Below are 19,800 nucleotides of genomic sequence, written 5' to 3'. Positions count from 1 at the left end.
GATGCAGACGAGGAGAATGGCCGCGACGACTAGCGTCTTCATGTCGACGCCCACGCAAAGAAGTAGTACTGGCCGCCACCGAGGTCGAGGCAGCCAGCTGGACCCCACTTGTCGTCGATCCTGGGGTCCTGCTGGTCCATGGGGAGGCGAGCGTAGTCAGCGGGCTCGAAGCCCGGTGGCAGGTCGATCATGGTGAATTTCGTATGCCCCCGCATCTGCGCATTAGTCGTAGTCGTATTAGGCGTTACTAACAAGTGGTAATCGTGTGGAACAAAGACGGTCTGAGTTTTTGTATCGATGGCCGTGAGGTGGCTACTTCAAATCGTAGACTCATAACCCGGCGCGATATGGAAGCGGCCAATCGGTAACCCACTTGCGAACATCGCGGTGCTGGCGGTAAATGTGGCATGGCCGAAATCGCTCCACCATCCTCATTGAGAAATCGGCTCCTACTCATCGGCGTTTCTATATCCTTTTCATCACCAGCCTTGGCGGAGGTGGCCGACAAGGAACCCACAACCGTTCAGCTATGGTTAGTTCCGGCAGTTATCACCGCTGTTGGTTTCATATTGGCGACGAAGCGGCCTTCGTTCGCGCTTCTTCTTCTGCCTGTATCTTTGTTGTGCGCTTGGGGGCAAATCGATGAACTGCACGACCCCTTTGTCGGGCCAGCAATACGACGCGAGCTGGGCGATACGTATTTCGTTCACGCATACCTAGCGTCGGCGATGGCGGTAGCCGGGCCTTTATAGCCTGGGCAGCGCTTCTGTTCCGCAGGGGGCGAAGCAACCGCTGAACACAAGCCTCGGTACTTCCTGATTATGGGTTCACGACCTAGACTCGTGTTATCGCCAACAGCCACGCCAGAAGTTCCAGCAACAATAGAAACAGGGCAAGCTGTAGCGACATGCGCAGGCGCTGAATGATCCGCCAGTTGCTGGCCATGTCGGTTTTGATGCGGAGCGCAAGCGCGCGGTGCATCACATCCATGGTTCCGGAAGGGTTTTTATCGACAAAGTCCTGGAGCAGTTGCTCTGGATCGAAGCGGAACGTATAGGCGTAGTAGGGCCACAACATGATCACGACCAGCAGCCCGATCAGGAAAAGCAGCGCCAGCGCCAGCCAGTCCCACAGCCCCAGCCCATCCAGGAGGGCTCTGCCGCCGAGGAGAGAACTTACGAACGCGGTTGCAAAGATCAGATTGCCCGCTCGCGTATTGAGGCTCTCCACCACGTTCTGCTGATGCAGAAGACCTCGCACCGCCTCGGCATAAACAAAGGCCAGGCGGGGGTCAGATGCCGCAGCGGGCTGGTTTTCTCCCACCGATGAAGAGTGCTCGGCCATGAGGTGTCGTTCCACGTTCCGAAATGAACCACGATATGAACAATGGCAGCTGCCTGACTACCGCCTGTCAAGGACCCGGCCTTGACGCCTGAACACGCTGCCCCAGATTACGCGGCGGAGTTTCAGATATGCGATACGACTGGCAGGGGCGCAAATTCCTGGAACGGCATTTCGGCATTGTTATTGCAATTGGCCTGGTTGCAGGGCTGTCGGCCCTGGCCGCGCTGGGCTACACGCCTTAAAGCCTCTGACTTAGCGCCCAAATCCCTAATGTAAGCGAAAAGTAACGGTTCCACGCAACCAGACCGGCGCCACGTGCATTTCAGTGCATGACGATGTTTCGCCCCGATATCCCTGCAAAATGCTGCGCTTATTGCGGCGGGCGCGACCATGACTACGAGAACTGCCCGAAGTGGAAAGCTGACGCCCTACAGCAGAGAGCGAGGCGCCTCGCCGCACTCAGCGGACAGAGCGCTTCAGCTTCGCCGGCTTGCGCAAATCATCGTCTACCGTCTGCTAGCCCGGACCTTGCGCGCCTAGGCCGGCTGCGGTCTTAGGAAGCGAGCGTCCGCTGGATCGCTCACCTTGGCGAAGCAGGCTTTGGCCGTCTCGTTCCGTCTGTTCCACGAAGGCCCCCAGCAGTTCCATTCCTGTTGTCCATTCGCCGAGGCCGCTGTCGCCATTGATGTGGCCGAGCGGTCCGGCGACATGCAGTTCGCTGCCCCATTGGCCGGCTTTGGCCGTGACAGAGTCCAGCGAGCCATAGGGATCGTTGGTGCTGGCAACGACCAGCGAGCGAAAACGAAGCCGCTGTTGCGGGGTGCCGGCGAAGCGGTGCGCGACAGAGGGAAAGGCTGACGCCGCCGGATCAGGAACCGCGACCAGGAATGCACCGCTGACGTCGCGGCCCGAAATGCGCTGCCAGTGCGCGACCAGCAGACAGCCGAGGCTATGAGCGACGAGTACGGGCGGCGCTTTGGCCTCGGACACCGCAGTTTCCAAGGCAGCGACCCAGTCGTCGAAATCCGGCAGGTCCCAGCTCACCGGTGCGAACCGCCGCATGGTCGGGTTCACCCGCTGCCAGCGGGTCTGCCAATGGGCCTCGCCCGATCCGCCAATGCCCGGCACGATGATGAAATCAGTCATGGGAATCCTTGTTTCTCCTGGAATACTCGCCCGGATTCTAGGTCTTTCCTTGGCCAGTGGAATGAGAGATCATCGGAAAAGAGCGGCGAATTCCGATGGATTGAAGGTTTTTATGCAGAACGGCATTTATCGTCCAAAACTTGATCCCACCGATGTGGCGATCATCGAAGCCCTGCAGGAGGACGGCCGGATCGGCATTTCGGAGCTCGGCCGGCGCGTCGGTCTGTCCCAGCCTGCCACCTCGGAGCGGGTCAAGCGGCTGGAGGAGCGCGGCATCGTCGCCGGCTACAAAGCGGTGATCGATCCGGCGGCGCTCGGGCTCGGCACCATGGCCGTCATCCGCCTGCGCACCACGCATGAGCACATCCAGGCCTGCCTGAAGAAATTCGCGCAATTGCCTGAGGTGATCGAAGTGCTGCGGGTGACCGGCGAGGATTGCTTTCTCCTGAAGGTCGTCGTCCCGTCGCCGCCCGACCTTGAAAGCATCGTCGACACAATCGGCCGATACGGCGCGGTGACGACAAATGTGGTATTGCGGGCCGAGCCACCGAAACGGCTGGGGCGCGAGCTGATGACGAGGCCCTGATCGAAGCGCTGCCATCTGACCGAGCTCTGAAAAAAGAGCGCTGGACGGATTTCGTTAGGCAGGCGGCCTCCGCTGTCGGCCCGCTATCGCTTTTGCGTATGCCCAACGGCATTGGCGAAAGAAATGTCGCCCTTGATCTCGCGCATGGCCATCGAGGTGATCGTGCGGCGCACGCCGGGCAGGCGGCTGAGCTCGACGCGCAGCATCCTGTCCAGCGCCATCATGTCGATCGTCACGATCTGCAGGAGATAGTCGGCCTCGCCTGTCGTGGCGTGGCAGCGCCGGATCAGCGGATGTGCCTGGACTGCGGCCTCGAAGGCTTCGGAAAGTTCGAAATCGATCGACACCTGGATGAAGGCTTCGATGCCGAAGCCGAGTTTTGCCGGGTCGATCCGGGTCGAGTAGCCACGGATGATGCCGGCGTCCTCCATGGCCTTGACCCGCTTCCAGCACGGCGTCTTGCTTAAGCCGACCTCGTCGGCGAGCACCGTGAAGGAGATACGCGCGTCGCGTTCCAGCGCCGCGACGATCTTTCGATCAAGGGCATCCAGCATCAAACGTTCTCCAAAATCGCGTCATGAAAGGATTTTCGTCCTTCATTTCCTGCCATTTGAATAACAGAAGGGAACAATGTTCAAGCCAAAAGCGCTTATCCTTCGGGTTCGGACCGAACAGATGCCTTGAGCCGACGGGCAGGGCAAAGGAGCAGCTGCCATGCACAAGCCGGATTATTACGCCCGCATCGAAACACCCGAGATGCGCGACTACGGCGTCTACCTCCGATGCGACAAGCTTCTCGCCTGCCAGAAGCCGCTGGCCGAGATGGTGAATGCCGACGAGCTGCAGTTCCAGATCGTGCACCAGGTCGAAGAGCTGTGGATGAAGCTCATCACCTACACGCTGGTCGATGTCGTCGACTTCCTCGAGCAGCAGAACACCCATCGCATCGTCACGCTGATGGGGCGCGTGCATCGGCTGATGCGCATGATGACGGCGCAGCTCGACCTGCTCGAAACCATGTCGCCCAAGGAATACCAGGAGATTCGGCTGCAGCTCGGCAATGGCAGCGGCCAGGAATCGCCGGGTTTCAAGCTCTTGCTGCGGATGCCGCCGGACCTGTGGCGCGCCTTCCAGGCGTCCTATCTCGATGGTCGCGGGCTCTCGGTCGAGGATGTCTACGATATCAGGTACGATCACGGCGACAGCTATGTCATCGCCGAGGCGCTGATCGAATTCGACGAGCTGTTCCAGAAATTCCGCGCCAATCATCTCTACCTCATCCACCGTTCGATCGGGCTCGGCTCGAAATCGCTGAAGGGCCGGCCGGTCGAACTGCTGCAGGCCGGCGCCCTTCATCGCTTCTTTCCTGAGCTGTGGGACATACGCTGCGACATGACCGACCGCTGGGGCAGCCAGTATGGGACGGTACGGGATCCGATCAGCCACCCGGAGGCGAAGGTAGGGTAAGGCATAGACGCCGCGATCCCTTCTCCCACAAGGGGCACAAGGGGAGAAGGGGAGGCGCCGCGCGAACCTCGAGGACTCCAGTCCTGGAAGCTTGCGCCCTTTGAGTCAAAGCTATTTGAATCCTGATGTCGGGTTTGCGCCTGGTGTATCGTCCTTGGGGCGAAACCCGTTGCAACCCCGGAGGACATCATGTCGTTGGAGACCGCTCAATCACCTGTTCAATCGCCGTGGCAGATCGCTGCCATACTCATCGCCCGCCTGATCTTCGCGGCCGTCTTCCTGATGGCGGTGACCTTCAAGTTCATCGACATGGGCGCCACCGCGGGCTACATCGCCGCCGCCGGATTTCCGTTCCCGTTGTTTCTGGCCTGGTGCGCGGCCCTGCTCGAAGTGGTGCTGGTGCTGTGCTTCCTGACCGGCGCTTTTTTCACACCGGCCGCGCTCGTAGCCGCCGTTTACGTCATCTTCCTCGGTTTTGCCTTCCACGGCCCGTCGCACTGGGCCGGCAACCAGGCCGAGTTCGGCTTCTTCGTCGATCATTTTACGTTCCTGGCCGGGCTGCTGTTTGCCGCCGTCCATGGGCCGGGCCGCGTGCTGACCTTGAAGCCTGTATCGGGCAGCTGATGGCGCCTCGGCTGGCAAGCGGCGTTCCGATACGGGAGGCGATCGCATCGTCACATCTGGTCGTTGTAGGGTTCCTTCATCTGGCCGACCATGCGCGCCAGTTTCGAGAACGACGGCATGTCCGCCTCCGGCTGACACTGATTGGCCAGTTCCAGCAGCCGGATCGGAAAGTTGACGGCATCGCGGCTCGACGCCGACATGCCTTCGGACCGCTCCTCGCTGGTCTCGCTGGCTTCAGCCTTGCGCAAGGCGATGTCTATCTCTTCGACCGTCAGCACGCCCTTGCGGACAAGCACCTGGTTGATCGATGCGACGGCCATCAGCAGGCCTTCGAGTTGCAGATTGGCGACATTCATGGCTTTGCTCCCATTGGCAAAATTGCAAACGCGCGAGCGCCGGTTCCGATCCGGACAGCTGCACCATATCGCGGCGCGCGGCCGAATTTTAGGCCGGCTCGCGAGATTTCGCTTGCTTTGTGACGGCAGCTATGCTAGGAATATAGTCATGGTGCTGATTTGCGCCAACGACCCGCCCGCCGAGGCGGGTTTTTTGTTTTTAGCCTTCTCGAACGTTTGTGCCTGTGTTGCCGATATCAAATGTCGGCGGGACAGCGCCCCCCTCTGGCCTGCCGGACATCTCCCCACAAGGGGGGAGATTGGCTGTTGCATCGTTTCGCCAATCGCCTGCCTTTGCAGGAAGAACGCGGCGAGTGAAGCTGCCAATCTCCCCCCAAGTGGGGGAGATGGCCGGCAGGCCAGAGGGGGGCGCGAAGGAACGCGACGCGTGTGGTCATCGGTTTCACGCACTGACTTTCGTCAAAGTATCCTCCCGCATCGCACACCACCACCAGAGACCCCCATGTCCAAGCGTTACGCCACCATCATCACCGACGATGACGGCCGCGAGGTCGTCAGTGCCATTGGCGAATTCGAAGGCGCGCCCGATGCGCGCCACGGCCGGGTCGAGCCGGTCGCCGCCGGTGTGCGGATCGGCATGGTTCGGGACGTCGACGTGGCCGGCGGCTTTGGGTTTCCGCAAGGGGGCGTCAGCGCCGGTGCGGTGAGCATCGCCAGGGCGGCGCTCAAAGCCGCGTCAGGCGCCGGCAAGTCCGGCAGCGCGGCTGCGGCAAAGGGCGATGCGGCAAACCGGCCGCGGAAGCCAACGCGTGCAAAGCCCGGCAAGCGGGCGCGAAGGAAACCCAAGCGCCCGGCCAAGAAAATAGCGAAGCCGGCGGCGGGATGATGGGGTAGGGCATGGCCGAGGATTCTTTCAGCGACGAACCGCCTGATGTGACGGAACGGCCGTCCGGCCGGCCGAGGCGGGCGAAGAAAACGCTGGCCGATGGTTTTTTGGAAGCCATCCGCGCCGATTTCCGGGCGCATGGAGCCGGCGTCATCGCCGAGGTCCGTACCGAAAAGCCCGACCAGTATCTGAAGATCGTGCTGTCGGTGCTGCCCAAGGATTTGCACGTCAACATCAACAGTCTGGATGTATTGAGCGATGACGAAATCAGGCAGCGCATCCGCGGCCTCGAAGCCGTCCTCCGGCCATTCCTCCAAAAGCCTGACCTCGAAAAGCCGAGCCTCGCAAAGCTCGGCCTCGAAAAGCCAGGCCGCGGCGAAGACCGAGTATCTGAACCTGCTCAGGGAATTGGACCGGAGGCGGCGCACTAACCAGCTTGCCGCCTATCGGCCCTACCTCAGGCAGGCGGAGTTCCATGCGGCCGGTGCTGCCAACCGCGAGCGGCTGTTCATGGCCGGCAATCAGCTCGGCAAGACAAGGGCCGGCGGTGCGGAATGGGCAATGCACCTCACCGGCCGCTATCCTGAGTGGTGGCAAGGCAAGGTTTTCGACACGGCGGTGCGGCTATGGGCGGCCGGCGTCACCGCCGAGGGCACGCGCGACAACCCGCAGCGCGTCCTGATCGGCCCACCGCAGCAGCCGGCGGCGTGGGGCACCGGCATGATCCCGGCCGACGCCATTCTCAGCACCATCATGGGGCGCGGCGCGCCGCATGGGCTGGACAGCGTCGTGGTGCGCCATGGCGGCGGCGGCGATGTCCAGGCCGATGAATCGGTACTGTCGTTCAAGAGTTTTGAGAAGGGCCGCGAAAAATGGCAGGGCGAAACCCTGCACGGCGTCTGGTTCGACGAGGAACCGCCGCTCGACATCTATTCCGAAGGCCTGACCCGCACCAATGCGACCGGCGGCATCACCATCGTCACCTTCACGCCGCTGCTCGGCATGTCGGAGGTGGTGTTGTTGTTCCTGTCGGCGGGGGAGGTGGATAGGAAGGCAAAAGCCAGCGGATGAAGTCGAATCAAGGGTATTTGCTGCCCGCAAGCTGTCTGGCGCGGGCATTAGGATCGGTTGCTTTCCGGGTAAGCGGTTGACACCATATCCTTTCATCACCTGTAATCTGATTGTACCAGACATTGCATACTTTATTTGGTGTGTCCGGGGTACAAACTTCGTGTTTGAATCCCCTGAGCATGTACATCCTGCAGGTCTGCTTGCTCGTGTCATAAGGCACGTTCGACTGGCATGCTGACGCACTGGCTGCAATGGCCACGACGATTACTATACGAATCATGTATTTCCCCCAAGTTGCCAGCAGCTTTGCACTGATGGACAGTATTATCAATGGCAGTCGCTCGCCGCGGCAAGTTAATTACGGAACTCTAATATGTCTCGACACGTCACCTTCATGACCATCGACGATGCCGGGCACTATTCGCCTGAGCAGCGCGCCGCGATCATCGCCGCTTATCCGGAGCATGAGCGCGAGGCGCGGGCCAAGGGCATTCCGGTGCTCGGCTCCGGCCGCATCTTCCCGGTGGCGGAGGAGTTGATCGCGTGCGAGCCGTTCCGGATGCCGCGCTACTGGCCGCGGCTCGGCGCGCTGGATTTCGGCTGGGACCATCCGTCTGCAGCGGTCGAGCTCGCCTGGGATACCGAGACCGATGTCGTCTACGTCGCCAAAGCCTGCCGCGCGTCGCAGCAGACGCCGGCCATGCAGGCGCTGACCTTAAAACCGTGGGGCGAATGGTTGCCCTGGGCATGGCCGCGCGACGGCCGCCGCGAGACGCTGGAAGGCGCGGGCGTGGCACTTGCCCGGCAATACGCGGCGCATGGGCTCAACATGCTGACCAGCCATGCGCAGTTCGCCGACGGTTCGGTGTCGGTCGAGGCCGGGCTGATGGAGATGCTCGACCGCATGCAGAGCGGCCGCTTCAAGGTGTTTTCGACACTTTTGCCCTGGTTCGAGGAGTTCCGGCTCTATCACCGCAAGGACGGCCAGGTGGTAAAACTGCGCGACGATCTGATGGCCGCGACCCGCTACGGCGTGATGATGCTAAGGGAAGCCGTGGTCGACCCGGCGGAGTTCAAGACGGCGAGGCGGAAGGCGGGGCAGAGTGATCCGCTGGGGGCGTTTCGGTGACTCGAAGGCAACCACATACCATGATCGCCTCATGACCGTCCGTATCATCCCCGCAACCCTGCGCGACCTCAGCTACATCGCCGCCAACCTTCGCCCCGAGGACCGGGCCGAGATCGACTGCCAGTTCGACGACTGGTCGCCGGCGCTGCTGGCGCTGACGGCGCTGCAGGGGTTTGCCTATGTCGCCGAGCTCGACGGCAATCCGGAGGCCGGCTTCGGCGCCGCCGAGCAGCGCGGCGGGTTGTGGATTGCCTGGAGCTGGGGCACGCGCCGCATGAGGCGCTGCGTGCCTGGTATTACCGAGTTCTTTCACGCCGTGCTCGGTCCGGAGGTGGCCGCGCGCCGGGCCTGGCGGGTCGAGGCGCGGGCGCTCGCTGCCAATGAATTGGCGTTGCGCTGGCTCGCCCGGCTTGGCGCCACGCAACGCTGCCGCCTGCCGGGTTACGGCCGCAACGGCGAAGATTTTTTGCTCTACGACTGGACAAGAGAAAGCTGGAACCATGTGCCTTTTTCAAAAGCCGCCGGCGCTGAAGCCGCTGCCACCGACACCGACCATTGCCGACAAGGACGTGCAGGCGCGCGAAGCCGCACTCAGGGCTGAACTCGAGCAGCGCCAGGGAACGCTGAGCACAGTCAAGACCGACCTGTCGCCGAGCGAACTCACCGGCCACCGCCGCGTGCTGCTGGGGGTATGATGTGGGTGCGTAATCTCCCCCCTTGAGGGGGAGATGGCCGGCAGGCCAGAGGGGGTCGTCTCGCGTAAAGCGCCAACTTTGATCTGCCGCAGGAGGCCGCGTCCGGTCGCGCCGACCCCCTCTGTCGCCTTTGGCGACATCTCCCCCTCAAGGGGGGAGATTACGCTCCGGCTTGCGTGCGAACGCCCACACCATCAGCGGGTATTCCTCGTCGTTGCTGAGGTCGCGCCATAGGCCGTAGGCGCGCACTGGGCCGCCGATATGGGCTTTTGCGCAGGCCTTGTTGCCCCAGCTGAACACCTGGATTTCCGCTTGGGGGAAGCCGCCTTCGACCAGCACCTGCTTCAGGCCGGCGGCGGTCCAGCGGTTGTAATCGTGCGGCCTGGCATGCACCCTGAACAGGAACGGCGTCGCCACCATCGCCCAGCCGCCTGGCCGGGTCATGGCGTAGATATTCTGTGCCGCGGCGAGCGGCTGCTGCACATGTTCCAGCACCTGGTCGGCAATGACGACGGAAAATTGCCGGTCGGTGCGGTCCTTGCAGATGTCAAAGTCGGGGAAATCGACCGAGGTATAGTTGGAACACATCGTCTTCCAATGGCGGTTCCAGCCGGGCGAGATCTCGATCACGTCTGATGATTTGCGGCTGTCCGCCTCAAGAAACGCGGTGAACGCCTCGATCTGCCTGATGCGCAGCCAGTTGCGAGAGTCGTAGCCGAGCAGCCGCTTTGCAACCTGCTTGCTTCGCCTCTTCAGGGCGCCGGGTAGGCTTTCCGTCATTGTCAAATCGATCTCCTTAAATCCCCGCCGCGCCCCGTTGAACATGGCAAAAGCGAACAAAATTCGACGTGGCCTTGGCAATATCTGGGCTTCGAACAGGCTGATACCACCGAAGAAAGAATGCCATGACGAGCGATTCCCGCGCCCACGATATCCTGTCGCGACAGGCGGAACTCGAGACAGAGCGCAGCCAGTATGAGGCTGTCTGGGAGGCGGTGTCGGAATTCTGCGACCCCGACGCGCCCGACGTCTGGAGCGGGCGCCGGCAATCCGGCGCGGCGACGCAGGCCGAGCGGCAGGCGCGGCGCGGCGCCCGCGTCTACGCCAACACCATCAACTCGGCCGCCAACCGGCTGGCCGCCGGGCTGGAAAGCCTGATCATCCCGCAGTCGGAAAAATGGCACGGGCTGTCGACCGCGGCCATGAATGACGAGGAGACCGACGAGGAGAAGGAGTGGGCGGAGGCGCTTCGCGATTTCCTGTTTGCGCTGCGCTATTCCGCCAATTCGAATTTCGTGCCGGCGACGCAGGCCTGCCTGCGCAATGTCGTGCGCTACGGCCCGGCCTATCTCTACGCCGAGGAGGGCTTTGGCGGCGCGCTGATCCGCTATGCCTCGATCCCGGTGGTCGAGGGCTATCTCTGCCGCAACCGCTGGGGTCAGGTCGACATTTTCCACCGCCGCTACGAGCGCACGGCGCGCCAGGCCGCGCAGCTGCTCGGCTATGAGAAACTGCCGGCGCGGATCAAGATGCTGGTCGACGACCCGGCCAAATGCGAGACCAAAATTTCGCTGATCCAGTGCATCCAGCCGCGCGACGAGCGCAAGATGTACCGGTTGGGCGGATCCTATCAGTATCTCGACACGGCCTTCGCTTCCTATCACGTCATCGAGGACGAGGAGGTCATCGTCAGGGAGAGCGGTTTCCGCTCCTTCCCGGTGTCGTGCTTCAACTGGCGCCGCTATGAGGGCGACCCCTATGGCATCTCGCCGACCATCGAGGCGCTGACCACCGTGCGCGAGGAAAACGCCGTGCGCCGCTCGGGCCTCAGGGCGCTGCAGCAGATCACCGATCCGGCGACCGCGTCGAAGGCACGGCTCGACTATGTGCCGGTGCTCAATCCCGGCGAGAACTATCCGGGCCTGATCGACGACAATGGCCGGCCGCTGATTGCGCCGATCGCTGTGGGCCAGAACCCGACCTATGCATTCGACTACGCGGAAAGCCGGGCCGAGGAGATCCGCGACATGATGTTCGTAAACCTGTTCCAGACGCTGGTGCAGAACCCGCAAATGACGGCCACGGAAGCGCTGATCCGGCAGGAGGAGAAGGGCGCGCTGCTCGGGCCCTCCGGCTCGATCATCCAGGCCGGCTTTGCCGCGAATCTCGACCGCGAGCTCGGTATCCTCGAGGACAAAGGATTATATGAGGAAGACAGCCGGTTCCTGCCGCCGGCGAGCCTTGCCGGCAAGGCGGTGCGGCCGACCTTCACCGGGCCGCTCGACGTGCTGCGCCGCTCGGCCGAGGCGCGCGACACCATCCAGGTCGTCACCACGGCCATGCAGATGGCGCAGTTCGATCCCGGCGTGATGGACAATATCGACGGCGACGAGGCGCTCAAGATCGTGCAGAGCGCCGGCCGTAGCCCGCAGCGCATCTTTCGCCGCCAGGACGAGGTGGCTGATATCCGCGATGCCCGAGCCAAGGCTCAAGCCGCGCAGGCCGGCATGGCGGCGATCGCCGCCGCCGGCAAGGTGGCCAGGGATGCCGTGCCCGCCGCCGTGCAGGCGCGTGACAGCGGCCTGGTCGACAGTCTCAGCGGGCTGATGCCGCAGGGCGGCGAGAGCGGCGGCGCATGAGCGGCAAACGTTTCGCCCATTCGAGCCAGGCCGGCGGCCCGGCCAAGGCGCAGGACGCGCTGACCAAGGCCTATCTCAGGGTGTTTTCAGGCCAGGACGGCGAGATGGTGCTGGCCGACCTGACGGCGGCGACCGGCTATTACCGCCGCCCGTCCTATGGCGAGTGGCTGGCCAAGACGAAGACGCCGAACGGCTTCGAACTGCACAGCGCACTGAGCAATGCGCGCGCCGAAGTGGTGCAGCACATCATGGGGTTCCTGACGCTGGACGCTGAGCGGCTGGCGGCGCTGGAGCAGGCGGCAAGATTGGAGGGGAGGTAGGGGTTAAGAAGGAGTGCGGTGTCGGTGAAGCCGCCAATCTCCCCCCTTGTGGGGTAGATGTCCGGCAGGACAGAGGGGGGCGCTGTCCCGCCGGCGTATCAAATCGCACCTGCGAGCCCTGCCTCGATCACAATGTGCTGGCAGACATTGTCGATGTCGCGAATGACGTCGTCGTTCCAGAAGCGCAGGATGGTCCAGCCGTCTTGTTCAAGACGCTTTGTTCTTGCCTCATCGCCTGCATTGGCGTCGGCATGCTGTGAACCATCGACTTCGATGACGAGCTTCTTGTCCGGGCAAGCGAAGTCGACAATGTAACCGGCAATCGGAAATTGTCGGCGGAAGCCAAGCCCCATCAGCCGATGCGCGCGAAGCTCGTTCCAGAGCTTCAGCTCAGCACCGGTCATCGCCTTCCGCATCGATTTGGCATTTGCGCGATTTCGCGGAGGCAGTGGCGTGTGAGGCATTGTCAATGCTCGGTCACTTATTGAGGTTGGCGCTCTACGGCGCCCCCCTCTGTCCTGCCGGCCTTGCCGTAGTTTGCAGTCCGCTATCTCTCAATAATTGCCGCGGTAGTAGCGGTCGTCGCAAGGTGCGGTGTAGATGCGGCCGTAGCGATCCTGATAGCGGCAAAGCTGTTCGCCGCGCCGCTGCGGCGTGGTTGCGCTGCCGACGACCGCCCCCAGCAGGGCGCCGCTGGCTGCACCGATAACCGTGCTCTTGGTGTCGCGGCCCAGGGCCTGACCGACGAGAGCGCCGCCAGCGCCGCCGACCAGGGCCCCCGTGGTGGCTCTTTGCTGGCCTTCGGTCTGGGCACATCCTGCCAGCGCGGCAGTCACAAGCAGGGCGGCAATGGCTTTGTACATGGTCATCGTCTGATACTCCGTTGAAGCCTATGAACTAATACACTGGCTGGTTTTGCCAAGTGTTTGCCAAGTGCGGTCGCATTGCGGCGGAACAGCGGCAACCACTTGTCACGAAATGCGACATGGTTTCTTTCGTCTTGACGGCGAGTGCTTCCGACTCGGAAAGATCATAGTCAAACAAGTCGATGGAGTCAGGCTCTGTCGAAATGAATCAGGCTGCGGCCGCAACGATTCGACCCGCCCAGCCGATCCCTCAGATCCAAAAGCAAAAAAGCCGGGCTGAACCGGTGTCTTTCCATTTCCAAACAACAAAAGGAATATTTCTCATGACAGATCTGGCAGACGCCGGGTCCGTGGTGGCTTCGCCACCGGCGGGCAACCTTGCACGGCCACCGGCCGCCGGGGACAATGGGTCCGTCCCGCCGGCTGCAGAAAGTTGGTTTGACGGTCTTTCCGAAGGCAACCGCAAGCTCGCTGAAACCAAGGGCTGGACCAAGCCTGAAAGCCTCGATCGGGTTTTCACATCCTATGCGGAGCTGGAACGGCAGCAGGGCGAAAGCCTGCGCATTCCCGCGGCGGACGCGCCTGAGGAAGACTGGGACAGGTTCCATGCCCGGTTGCCTGAGGCGATGCGTCCGCTGACATCGCCCGACAAGGTCGAGTACAGGCGCCCCGACGGGCTTCCCGAAGACTTCGCCTATTCGGACGAGCTCGCCAATGCGTCCAAGGCCTGGGCGGTCGAGGCCGGCGCCACGCCGAAGGTGGCGCAGGCCTATCACGACCGCTTCGTCGGCTACATGGCCGAGCAGGCCAAGGTGCAGCAGATCGCCCTTGCCCGTTCGGTCGAGGCCACTCACGACGACCTGGTCAGGGATTGGGGACCGACCGACAGCGACGGCTTTCGTAGGAGATTGGAGGTCGCCAACCGGGCGATGAAAAAGCTCGGCCTGATCGATGCCTACAAGGCAAAGGGCATCCTCCTGCCTGACGGGGCCTTGACCGATCCGCAGATCGCCAAGGCGTTTCACGCCGTCGGCGAGGCGATGTTCAGGGAAGACACGATCGACGGTGGTGCGGTTTTGAGCGGAGGCAATCCGTTCAAGCGCAACGCCGCCGGCGAACGCAACCTGACCGATATCTCAGCCCTCGTCAGAAGCGATCCCGCCCGCGCCCGGCGGCTGGCACGCGAGGCCGGCGAAAACCCCGATCTCTGGATACCGAACAACCCCTTGTGAGGCAGGGCAGCTACATCCGAATGCCCCTCATCCGGCCGCAAACCTGAAGGAAGACAAAAATGGCAGACGCCTACACCCGTATCGCGGACGCGATCGTTCCGTCCGTCTATGCACAATACTCGTTCGAGGAGCACGTCCAGTCGCTCGAGATCTACCAGGCCGGGATCCTGTTTTCCGACCCGGCCATCGCCTCGAAGCTCTCCATGGGCGGGCGTTCGGTCGACATGCCCGGCTGGAAGGATCTCGGCAACGACCCGTCCGAGCCGGTCAATGACGATCCGGCCGACTCGATCGAATTGAAGAAGATCGGCGCGCGCCGCGAGGTCGCCGCCCGCAATGTCCGCGCCCAGGCGTGGGGTATTCCGGACCTGACCTCGATCCTGGCCGGCGACGACCCGCAGAAAATCATTGTCCGTCGCCAGACCGACTACTGGCAGCGCGCCAACAAGCTGACGCTGCTCGGCATCCTGAAGGGCGTGGTGGCCGACAACGTCGCCAATGATGCCGGCGACCTCGTCCGCATCACCGGCGCCTCCATCGTCGACACCGACATCATCGAGGCTGCCTATCTGATGGGCGACCGCGCCGACAAGTTCAAGACGATCTGGATGCACTCCAAGCAGATGAAGGCGTTGAAGCTCGCCGACCTCATCGACTATGTGCCGCCGTCCGAGCAGGGCGGGCCGCTGATCCCCTATTACATGGGGCTGCGTGCCGTCGTCGACGACGACATCCCGGTCGCAACTGGCGTCTACACGGCGTTCATGTTCAAGGACAAGGCGATCCTGTGGAACGAGCTGCCGGTCAATACCGAAGGCGGGCCGCTGGAGTTCGACCGCAAGCCGCGCCAGGGCCATGGCGGCGGCGTCACCGAAATGGTCGGCCGCCGGCATTTTGTCCCGCATGTGCCCGGCACACGCTTCCTCGACGCCTCCTCGGCCGGCGAATTCGCCACCGATGCCGAACTGGCGCTGGCGGCGAACTGGGACCGCACGGCGTCGAGCGTCAAGAACATGACGTTCATCGCGCTGAAGACGACCGAAGCCTGAGAGGACGGAAGGGGCGGGTAAAGAACTCCCGCCCTTTTTGGACGCTCGGTCGGCCAATGTGGCGAATCCCAAATTCATGCGCTGTGCTGCATTAAACTGATATGAGATTTGGATCTGGCTACATTGTTGTTGTTGCACGTTAATGAATCGCCGTCACCAAACCGTTACAAACAAGGACGATGCTGCCTTGTCTTGGCAAGGGGGTAACCATGAAAATGACATACAAGGCAGTTCAGGACGTGCTTCGAAAAGCGGGCGTTGTCATAAGCAAAAAGGGCGAACTTCACCGCATAAACTTCTTCAGCGGTCCGGAAAACACCGCATACTACACGACAAGTCTTCAGGAAGCCCGGGATAGGGGCTTGGCGATGACGAGAGGTGCCGGAACGTTGCAAGCAAGCGCCTCTGCCAAGCCGGCCGAAACAGGGCGGCGGCGGGGCTCGACAAGCGCACGCCTCGGCTGAAGCCGCAGGAATTCAGGCCGCAACTCATCGCCGCGTTGCGCGGCGATTATGACGTGGGCGCACGCCACTAGTTTCCTGCGGTCGTGTTCCTTCGCGCCCCCCTCTGTCCTGCCGGACATCTCCCCCACGAGTGGGGAGATTGGCTGTCACCGCCGCTTTCGCCAACCTTCAACATTGCAGGACTGGCGGAGCGCTAAAACCGCCGATCTCCCCCAAGTGCAGAGCTACCGCAGGTGGAAAGCCGAAGCTTTTCGCTCTACGATGTACCCCCACCCCTAACCCCTCCCCACAGGGGGGAGGGAGACTTCCGGTGGCGCTGACCTCGGCAAATTGCCTGCCTTTCGGCGCCAAAGGGGAAGTAAAGGCGCGCGGCAGCGTTCCCTCCCCCTTGTGGGGAGGGTTAGGGTGGGGGTCCACCTTCGCAAGAATCCAAATGCGATTGCCCTGCCCCAAGTGGGGGAGATGCCAGTGCTGGCAAAGAGGGCAGGACAGAGGGGGCGCGAAGGAACGCGACCCCATCATCAATCATCCCCCAAAAATCCCAGCCGCTACGAAGCGGCTTTTTGCTGTGGGCCCAGGCCCTCTTTTCCCGATCCACACAGATGGAGGCCTAAAACCATGGCCATCACCCCGCTCGACATCGCCAACATGGCGCTTGGCGTCCTCGACGAGGCGCCGATCGACAGCCTCGACCAGGACGTCAAACCGGCCCGCCTGCTCAATCTGCATTTCGACCTGACCCGCGAGGCGGAGCTGACGAAACACGCCTGGGTGTTCGCAATCCTGGCGGCCGCCGTCGCCGGGTCCGATACCGGCAGCGGCACGGGCACGCTGAACTTTGCCTATGAATTGCCCGTGGACTGCCTGCGGCCTTTGCCGCTGACCCACAATGGCGAGCCGGATGGGGTGCCGATCGCGTGGCGCCAGGAAGCCGGATTGATCTATTCCGACCAGTCCAGCCCGCGCCTCATCCGCTACATCGCCAACCTGACCGATCCGAACGACTGGGACGCATTGTTCACGGAAGTGCTGGTCGCGGCCCTTGCCATCAAGATCGCGCATCCGCTGACCCACAAGGCCGGGATGATCGATATTGCCCGCGGTGCCTATGACCGGGCGCTCGACGCGGCGTTCCTGTCCAACGCCATCCAGCGTGGCGGCAGGTTTTCAACGACGTCGTGGGCGATCCAGCGCGGCGGGTTTGTGCGCTGATGACGACGCTCTATCCGGTCCAGGACACATTCGTTCGTGGCGAGATCTCGCCGCGGCTACACGCCCGCGCGTCGCTCGATCTCTATCGGGCAGCGCTTTCCAAATGCGAGAACTTCGTCACCTTGCCGCATGGCGGCATCCGCAAGCGCGGCGGGTCGTATTTCGTCGGCGAGGCCAGGGATTCGTCGAAGAAGACGCGCGGCATACCGTTCATCTTCTCGGCAGACCAGGCCTATATGCTTGAGTTCGGCGACCTCTACATCCGCGTCTATGCCTATGGCGCCCGCGTCGGCACGGTGGAAGTGGCGACACCCTATCTCGAAGCCGATCTGTTCGACCTGCAATTCGTCCAATCCGCCGACCAGATGTGGATCAGCCACGCGGACTACCCGCCGCAGGTTCTCACCCGCACGGCGCACATCACATGGACGCTGGCCGAGTTCGTCTTTCTCGACGGCCCCTATGACAACATCAACACAACCGCGACCACGATGGCCCCCGCCGAGACCGGCGCCGTCCATCCTCTTATGACCAGCAATACCACTCCAGGCGGCACTGCTGCGGACAGCAGCGGCGCCGCCGACGCCTACAAGGTGTTCGACCGGAACAATGGGTCAAACCTTTCGCTCGGCACGACCACCGGCTTCGTGTCCTATGGCTTCGCCGGGACCAAGGTTTGTGACGGCTACTGGCTTCGCGCGCAATCCATCGGCGGCACAAGGGCACCGGTCGCCTGGGATTTCCAGGGTTTTGACGGCACCAACTGGATCTCGCTCGACAGCCGGACAGCGGAAACCGGTTGGTCGCGCGGCGAGGTGCGGTTTTATGAATTCCAGAATGAAACGGCCTACCAGTCCTATCGGCTGAACATCACCGGCTCGGAGGACGACAGCAATGTTACGATCGCGGAAATGGGATGGCATGAGGATGGCGATACACAGACGCCATTCGATCTCACCGCGTCCTCGATCGTCGGCATCAATGACGGCACCGGTTTCCAGGCATCAGATGTCGGCCGCGCCATTCGGCTGCTCGGCTCGGATGCCATCTGGCGCTGGGCGCGTATCACCAGCCGCACCAGCACGACTGTGGTCAAAGTCAGGCTGTATGGGCATGCGCTTCCCAATCTCAGCCCGATCGCGCGCTGGCGTCTCGGCACTTTCGTTCCCGGAAAGTACGTCGAAAGCGGTTCGCTGTACGAGGAGCGGCTGGCCTTCAGCCGAAAATTCTCCGTCTACGCATCCGCAACCGGCGATTTCGACAATTTCGCGCTCGGCGAGGAAGATGACGACGCGCTGGAATTCGTCCAGGCCGGCGGCGGCCAGGCCAACGATATCACATGGATTGCGGAATCCGATGGGGCTTTGCTGATCGGAACGCTTGGCGGGGTCCGCGCGCTGTCGGGTTCGGGCATCGACGAGGCGTTGACGCCGTCGTCCTTCAAAAACCGTCGGTCCCGCACATTCGGCTGCGCCAAGGTCCGTCCGGTGGATGCCGGGCAGTCGTTCCTTTATGTGACGCGCTCCCGCAAATCGATCGCCGAACTGACCCAGAACGCCACCGGCCGCTTCACGTCAGATGATGTCGGACAGATTTCCGAGCACATTCCGAAAAAGGGCGTCGTCGAACTGGCGTTCCAGACCGATCCCGATCCGCTGCTGTGGTTCCCGCTCGATAACGGGGAACTTGGCGGCTACACGCACCAGCCTTCCCAGGAAGTCCGCGGCATGCACCGGCATCGCATCGCCGGCTCGTTCTCCGGTTCGGCATGGGGCATGATTGAAAGCGCCGTGGTCACGCCGGGGCAGGACGGCAATGATGATCTGTGGCTGATCGTCAAGCGCACCATCGGTGGCGCGACGAAGCGCACTATCGAAATCAAGACCGTGCCATTCGAATATGGCGAGGTCGCCGACGCGTTCGAAGTCGATTGCGGCCTGTCCTACAGCGGCGCGGCCGTGGGGATGGTCACAGGCCTGGGTCACCTCGAAGGCGAAACCGTCGACGCCCTGGCGGATGGCAAGGTCTACAAGGGCCTTGTCGTGGCTGCCGGAGCGGTTTCCTTGCCCGGCGGGGCAACGGCGGCCAAATGGCAGGTCGGGCTACCCTATGAGGCCGGCGCCGACACGCTGGAGCTCGATGTCGGCGGCAAGGACGGATCGATCGTCGGGCGTCGAAAGAAGGTCGCCAAGGTCATCCTCTCCGTGCTGGAAACAGACACGACCGGGCTGGAAATCACGTCGTTGATGCGCGGTCGGTGGGAGCCGGTTCGTATCCCCTCGATCGTCTCGCCCGACGGCATGGCCAATCTGTTCACTGGCAATGTCGAGGTGCCGATCGACGACAGCTGGGAAGGGCAGGGCAGAGTGCGGATAAGGCACACCAACCCGACGCCATGCACGATTCGGGCGTTCACGCCGGTGTTCGACAGTGAGGCGTAGACCCTCAAACACCAAACGTAGCGTTCCCGCCCTCTGTCCTGCCGGACATCTCCCGCCTTGAGGCAGGGCGATCGCATATGGATTCTTGCGAAGGTGGACCCCCACCCTAACCCTCCCCACAAGGGGGAGGGAACGCTGCCGCGCGCCTTTAATTTCCCATTTGGCGCTGAAGGGCAGGCAATCTGCCGAGGTCGGCGCCAACGGAAGTCTCCCTCCCCCTCGTGGGGAGGGGTTAGGGGTGGGGGTGCATCGTAGAGCGAAAGCCTCGGCTTT

At 62.6% G+C, this 19,800-nt stretch carries 22 protein-coding genes; 14 read left to right on the top strand and 8 right to left on the bottom strand.

Features of this window, described 5'->3' with window-relative positions:
* Window positions 1-38: 38 nt before the first annotated feature.
* The 3 genes from AC0L3I_RS18195 to AC0L3I_RS18185 all read right to left on the bottom strand — a co-directional run bounded on the left by AC0L3I_RS18195 (window position 39) and on the right by AC0L3I_RS18185 (window position 2,490).
* Window positions 39-191 (bottom strand): hypothetical protein, encoded by a 153-nt coding sequence (locus AC0L3I_RS18195; RefSeq protein WP_473527784.1) that lies wholly within the window; start codon window positions 189-191, stop codon window positions 39-41.
* Window positions 192-834: 643 nt separating this feature from the next.
* A complete protein-coding gene (locus tag AC0L3I_RS18190; RefSeq protein WP_095490691.1) occupies window positions 835-1,344 on the bottom strand; it encodes a hypothetical protein in 510 nt (169 codons plus the stop codon).
* 516 nt (window positions 1,345-1,860) lie between these two features.
* Window positions 1,861-2,490 (bottom strand): RBBP9/YdeN family alpha/beta hydrolase, encoded by a 630-nt coding sequence (locus AC0L3I_RS18185; RefSeq protein ID WP_473527783.1) that lies wholly within the window; start codon window positions 2,488-2,490, stop codon window positions 1,861-1,863.
* 112 nt (window positions 2,491-2,602) lie between these two features.
* Between AC0L3I_RS18185 and AC0L3I_RS18180 the strand changes: the two genes are divergently transcribed.
* Window positions 2,603-3,076 (top strand): Lrp/AsnC family transcriptional regulator, encoded by a 474-nt coding sequence (locus tag AC0L3I_RS18180; RefSeq protein WP_473527782.1) that lies wholly within the window; start codon window positions 2,603-2,605, stop codon window positions 3,074-3,076.
* A gap of 83 nt (window positions 3,077-3,159) precedes the next feature.
* Here the strand turns inward: AC0L3I_RS18180 and AC0L3I_RS18175 are convergent, their stop codons facing one another.
* A complete protein-coding gene (locus AC0L3I_RS18175; protein WP_473527781.1) occupies window positions 3,160-3,630 on the bottom strand; it encodes an Lrp/AsnC family transcriptional regulator in 471 nt (156 codons plus the stop codon).
* A gap of 160 nt (window positions 3,631-3,790) precedes the next feature.
* On the opposite strand from AC0L3I_RS18175, the gene AC0L3I_RS18170 reads away from it, so the two are divergent.
* Window positions 3,791-4,543 (top strand): tryptophan 2,3-dioxygenase family protein, encoded by a 753-nt coding sequence (locus AC0L3I_RS18170; protein ID WP_473527780.1) that lies wholly within the window; start codon window positions 3,791-3,793, stop codon window positions 4,541-4,543.
* Between the two features lie 189 nt (window positions 4,544-4,732).
* Window positions 4,733-5,167 carry a DoxX family protein gene (locus AC0L3I_RS18165; protein ID WP_473527779.1) on the top strand — a complete coding sequence of 145 codons (435 nt, stop codon included), beginning with the start codon at window positions 4,733-4,735 and terminating at the stop codon, window positions 5,165-5,167.
* A gap of 50 nt (window positions 5,168-5,217) precedes the next feature.
* Here the strand turns inward: AC0L3I_RS18165 and AC0L3I_RS18160 are convergent, their stop codons facing one another.
* A complete protein-coding gene (locus AC0L3I_RS18160) occupies window positions 5,218-5,523 on the bottom strand; it encodes a hypothetical protein (protein WP_023803842.1) in 306 nt (101 codons plus the stop codon).
* A 502-nt stretch (window positions 5,524-6,025) separates the two neighbouring features.
* Between AC0L3I_RS18160 and AC0L3I_RS18155 the strand changes: the two genes are divergently transcribed.
* From AC0L3I_RS18155 to AC0L3I_RS18135, 5 genes are all read left to right on the top strand, one after another.
* Window positions 6,026-6,409 carry a hypothetical protein gene (locus AC0L3I_RS18155; protein WP_473527778.1) on the top strand — a complete coding sequence of 128 codons (384 nt, stop codon included), beginning with the start codon at window positions 6,026-6,028 and terminating at the stop codon, window positions 6,407-6,409.
* Window positions 6,410-6,420: 11 nt separating this feature from the next.
* Entirely contained in the window at window positions 6,421-6,840 is a 420-nt protein-coding gene (locus tag AC0L3I_RS18150) for a hypothetical protein (RefSeq protein WP_473527777.1), read from the top strand.
* Entirely contained in the window at window positions 6,818-7,480 is a 663-nt protein-coding gene (locus tag AC0L3I_RS18145) for a terminase large subunit domain-containing protein (RefSeq protein WP_473527776.1), read from the top strand. The genes AC0L3I_RS18150 and AC0L3I_RS18145 overlap by 23 nt, the downstream gene beginning before the upstream one ends.
* 373 nt (window positions 7,481-7,853) lie before the next feature.
* Window positions 7,854-8,609 (top strand): phage terminase large subunit family protein, encoded by a 756-nt coding sequence (locus tag AC0L3I_RS18140; RefSeq protein ID WP_473527775.1) that lies wholly within the window; start codon window positions 7,854-7,856, stop codon window positions 8,607-8,609.
* Window positions 8,610-8,640: 31 nt separating this feature from the next.
* Window positions 8,641-9,210, top strand: a complete 570-nt coding sequence (locus tag AC0L3I_RS18135; protein WP_473527774.1) for a hypothetical protein — start codon at window positions 8,641-8,643, stop codon at window positions 9,208-9,210.
* A gap of 241 nt (window positions 9,211-9,451) precedes the next feature.
* Here AC0L3I_RS18135 and AC0L3I_RS18130 read toward each other — a convergent pair whose 3' ends face one another.
* Complete coding sequence (locus AC0L3I_RS18130) at window positions 9,452-10,084, bottom strand: methyltransferase domain-containing protein (RefSeq protein ID WP_473527773.1); 633 nt, start codon at window positions 10,082-10,084, stop codon at window positions 9,452-9,454.
* Window positions 10,085-10,209: 125 nt separating this feature from the next.
* Here AC0L3I_RS18130 and AC0L3I_RS18125 point away from each other — a divergent pair, with 125 nt between their 5' ends.
* The gene (locus AC0L3I_RS18125) at window positions 10,210-11,943 is read left to right on the top strand and encodes a portal protein (protein ID WP_473488188.1); all 1,734 of its coding nucleotides are present in this window, start codon (window positions 10,210-10,212) and stop codon (window positions 11,941-11,943) included.
* Window positions 11,940-12,263 (top strand): Bbp19 family protein, encoded by a 324-nt coding sequence (locus AC0L3I_RS18120; protein ID WP_473488187.1) that lies wholly within the window; start codon window positions 11,940-11,942, stop codon window positions 12,261-12,263. The genes AC0L3I_RS18125 and AC0L3I_RS18120 overlap by 4 nt, the downstream gene beginning before the upstream one ends.
* A gap of 98 nt (window positions 12,264-12,361) precedes the next feature.
* On the opposite strand, the gene AC0L3I_RS18115 is transcribed toward AC0L3I_RS18120, so the two are convergent.
* Both AC0L3I_RS18115 and AC0L3I_RS18110 read right to left on the bottom strand, forming a co-directional pair.
* Window positions 12,362-12,727, bottom strand: coding sequence for an endonuclease domain-containing protein (locus AC0L3I_RS18115; protein WP_473488230.1), 366 nt, complete (start codon window positions 12,725-12,727; stop codon window positions 12,362-12,364).
* A 90-nt stretch (window positions 12,728-12,817) separates the two neighbouring features.
* Window positions 12,818-13,132 (bottom strand): YMGG-like glycine zipper-containing protein, encoded by a 315-nt coding sequence (locus AC0L3I_RS18110; protein WP_077382798.1) that lies wholly within the window; start codon window positions 13,130-13,132, stop codon window positions 12,818-12,820.
* Between the two features lie 320 nt (window positions 13,133-13,452).
* Between AC0L3I_RS18110 and AC0L3I_RS18105 the strand changes: the two genes are divergently transcribed.
* From AC0L3I_RS18105 to AC0L3I_RS18090, 4 genes are all read left to right on the top strand, one after another.
* Complete coding sequence (locus tag AC0L3I_RS18105) at window positions 13,453-14,361, top strand: hypothetical protein (RefSeq protein ID WP_473527772.1); 909 nt, start codon at window positions 13,453-13,455, stop codon at window positions 14,359-14,361.
* Between the two features lie 59 nt (window positions 14,362-14,420).
* On the top strand, window positions 14,421-15,410 hold the full coding sequence (locus AC0L3I_RS18100; protein ID WP_473527771.1) for a Coat protein: 990 nt from the start codon (window positions 14,421-14,423) through the stop codon (window positions 15,408-15,410).
* 1,082 nt (window positions 15,411-16,492) lie between these two features.
* Window positions 16,493-17,086 (top strand): phage connector family protein, encoded by a 594-nt coding sequence (locus tag AC0L3I_RS18095; protein WP_473527770.1) that lies wholly within the window; start codon window positions 16,493-16,495, stop codon window positions 17,084-17,086.
* Window positions 17,086-19,527: a phage tail protein gene (locus AC0L3I_RS18090; RefSeq protein ID WP_473527769.1), complete on the top strand. Its 2,442-nt coding sequence runs from the start codon at window positions 17,086-17,088 to the stop codon at window positions 19,525-19,527. Before AC0L3I_RS18095 ends, AC0L3I_RS18090 begins: the two co-directional genes overlap by 1 nt.
* The last annotated feature ends 273 nt before the right edge of the window (window positions 19,528-19,800 follow it).

It is taken from the genome of Mesorhizobium sp. WSM4840 (genome assembly GCF_055811755.1).
This window is presented reverse-complemented; position numbering and strand designations above follow the sequence as displayed.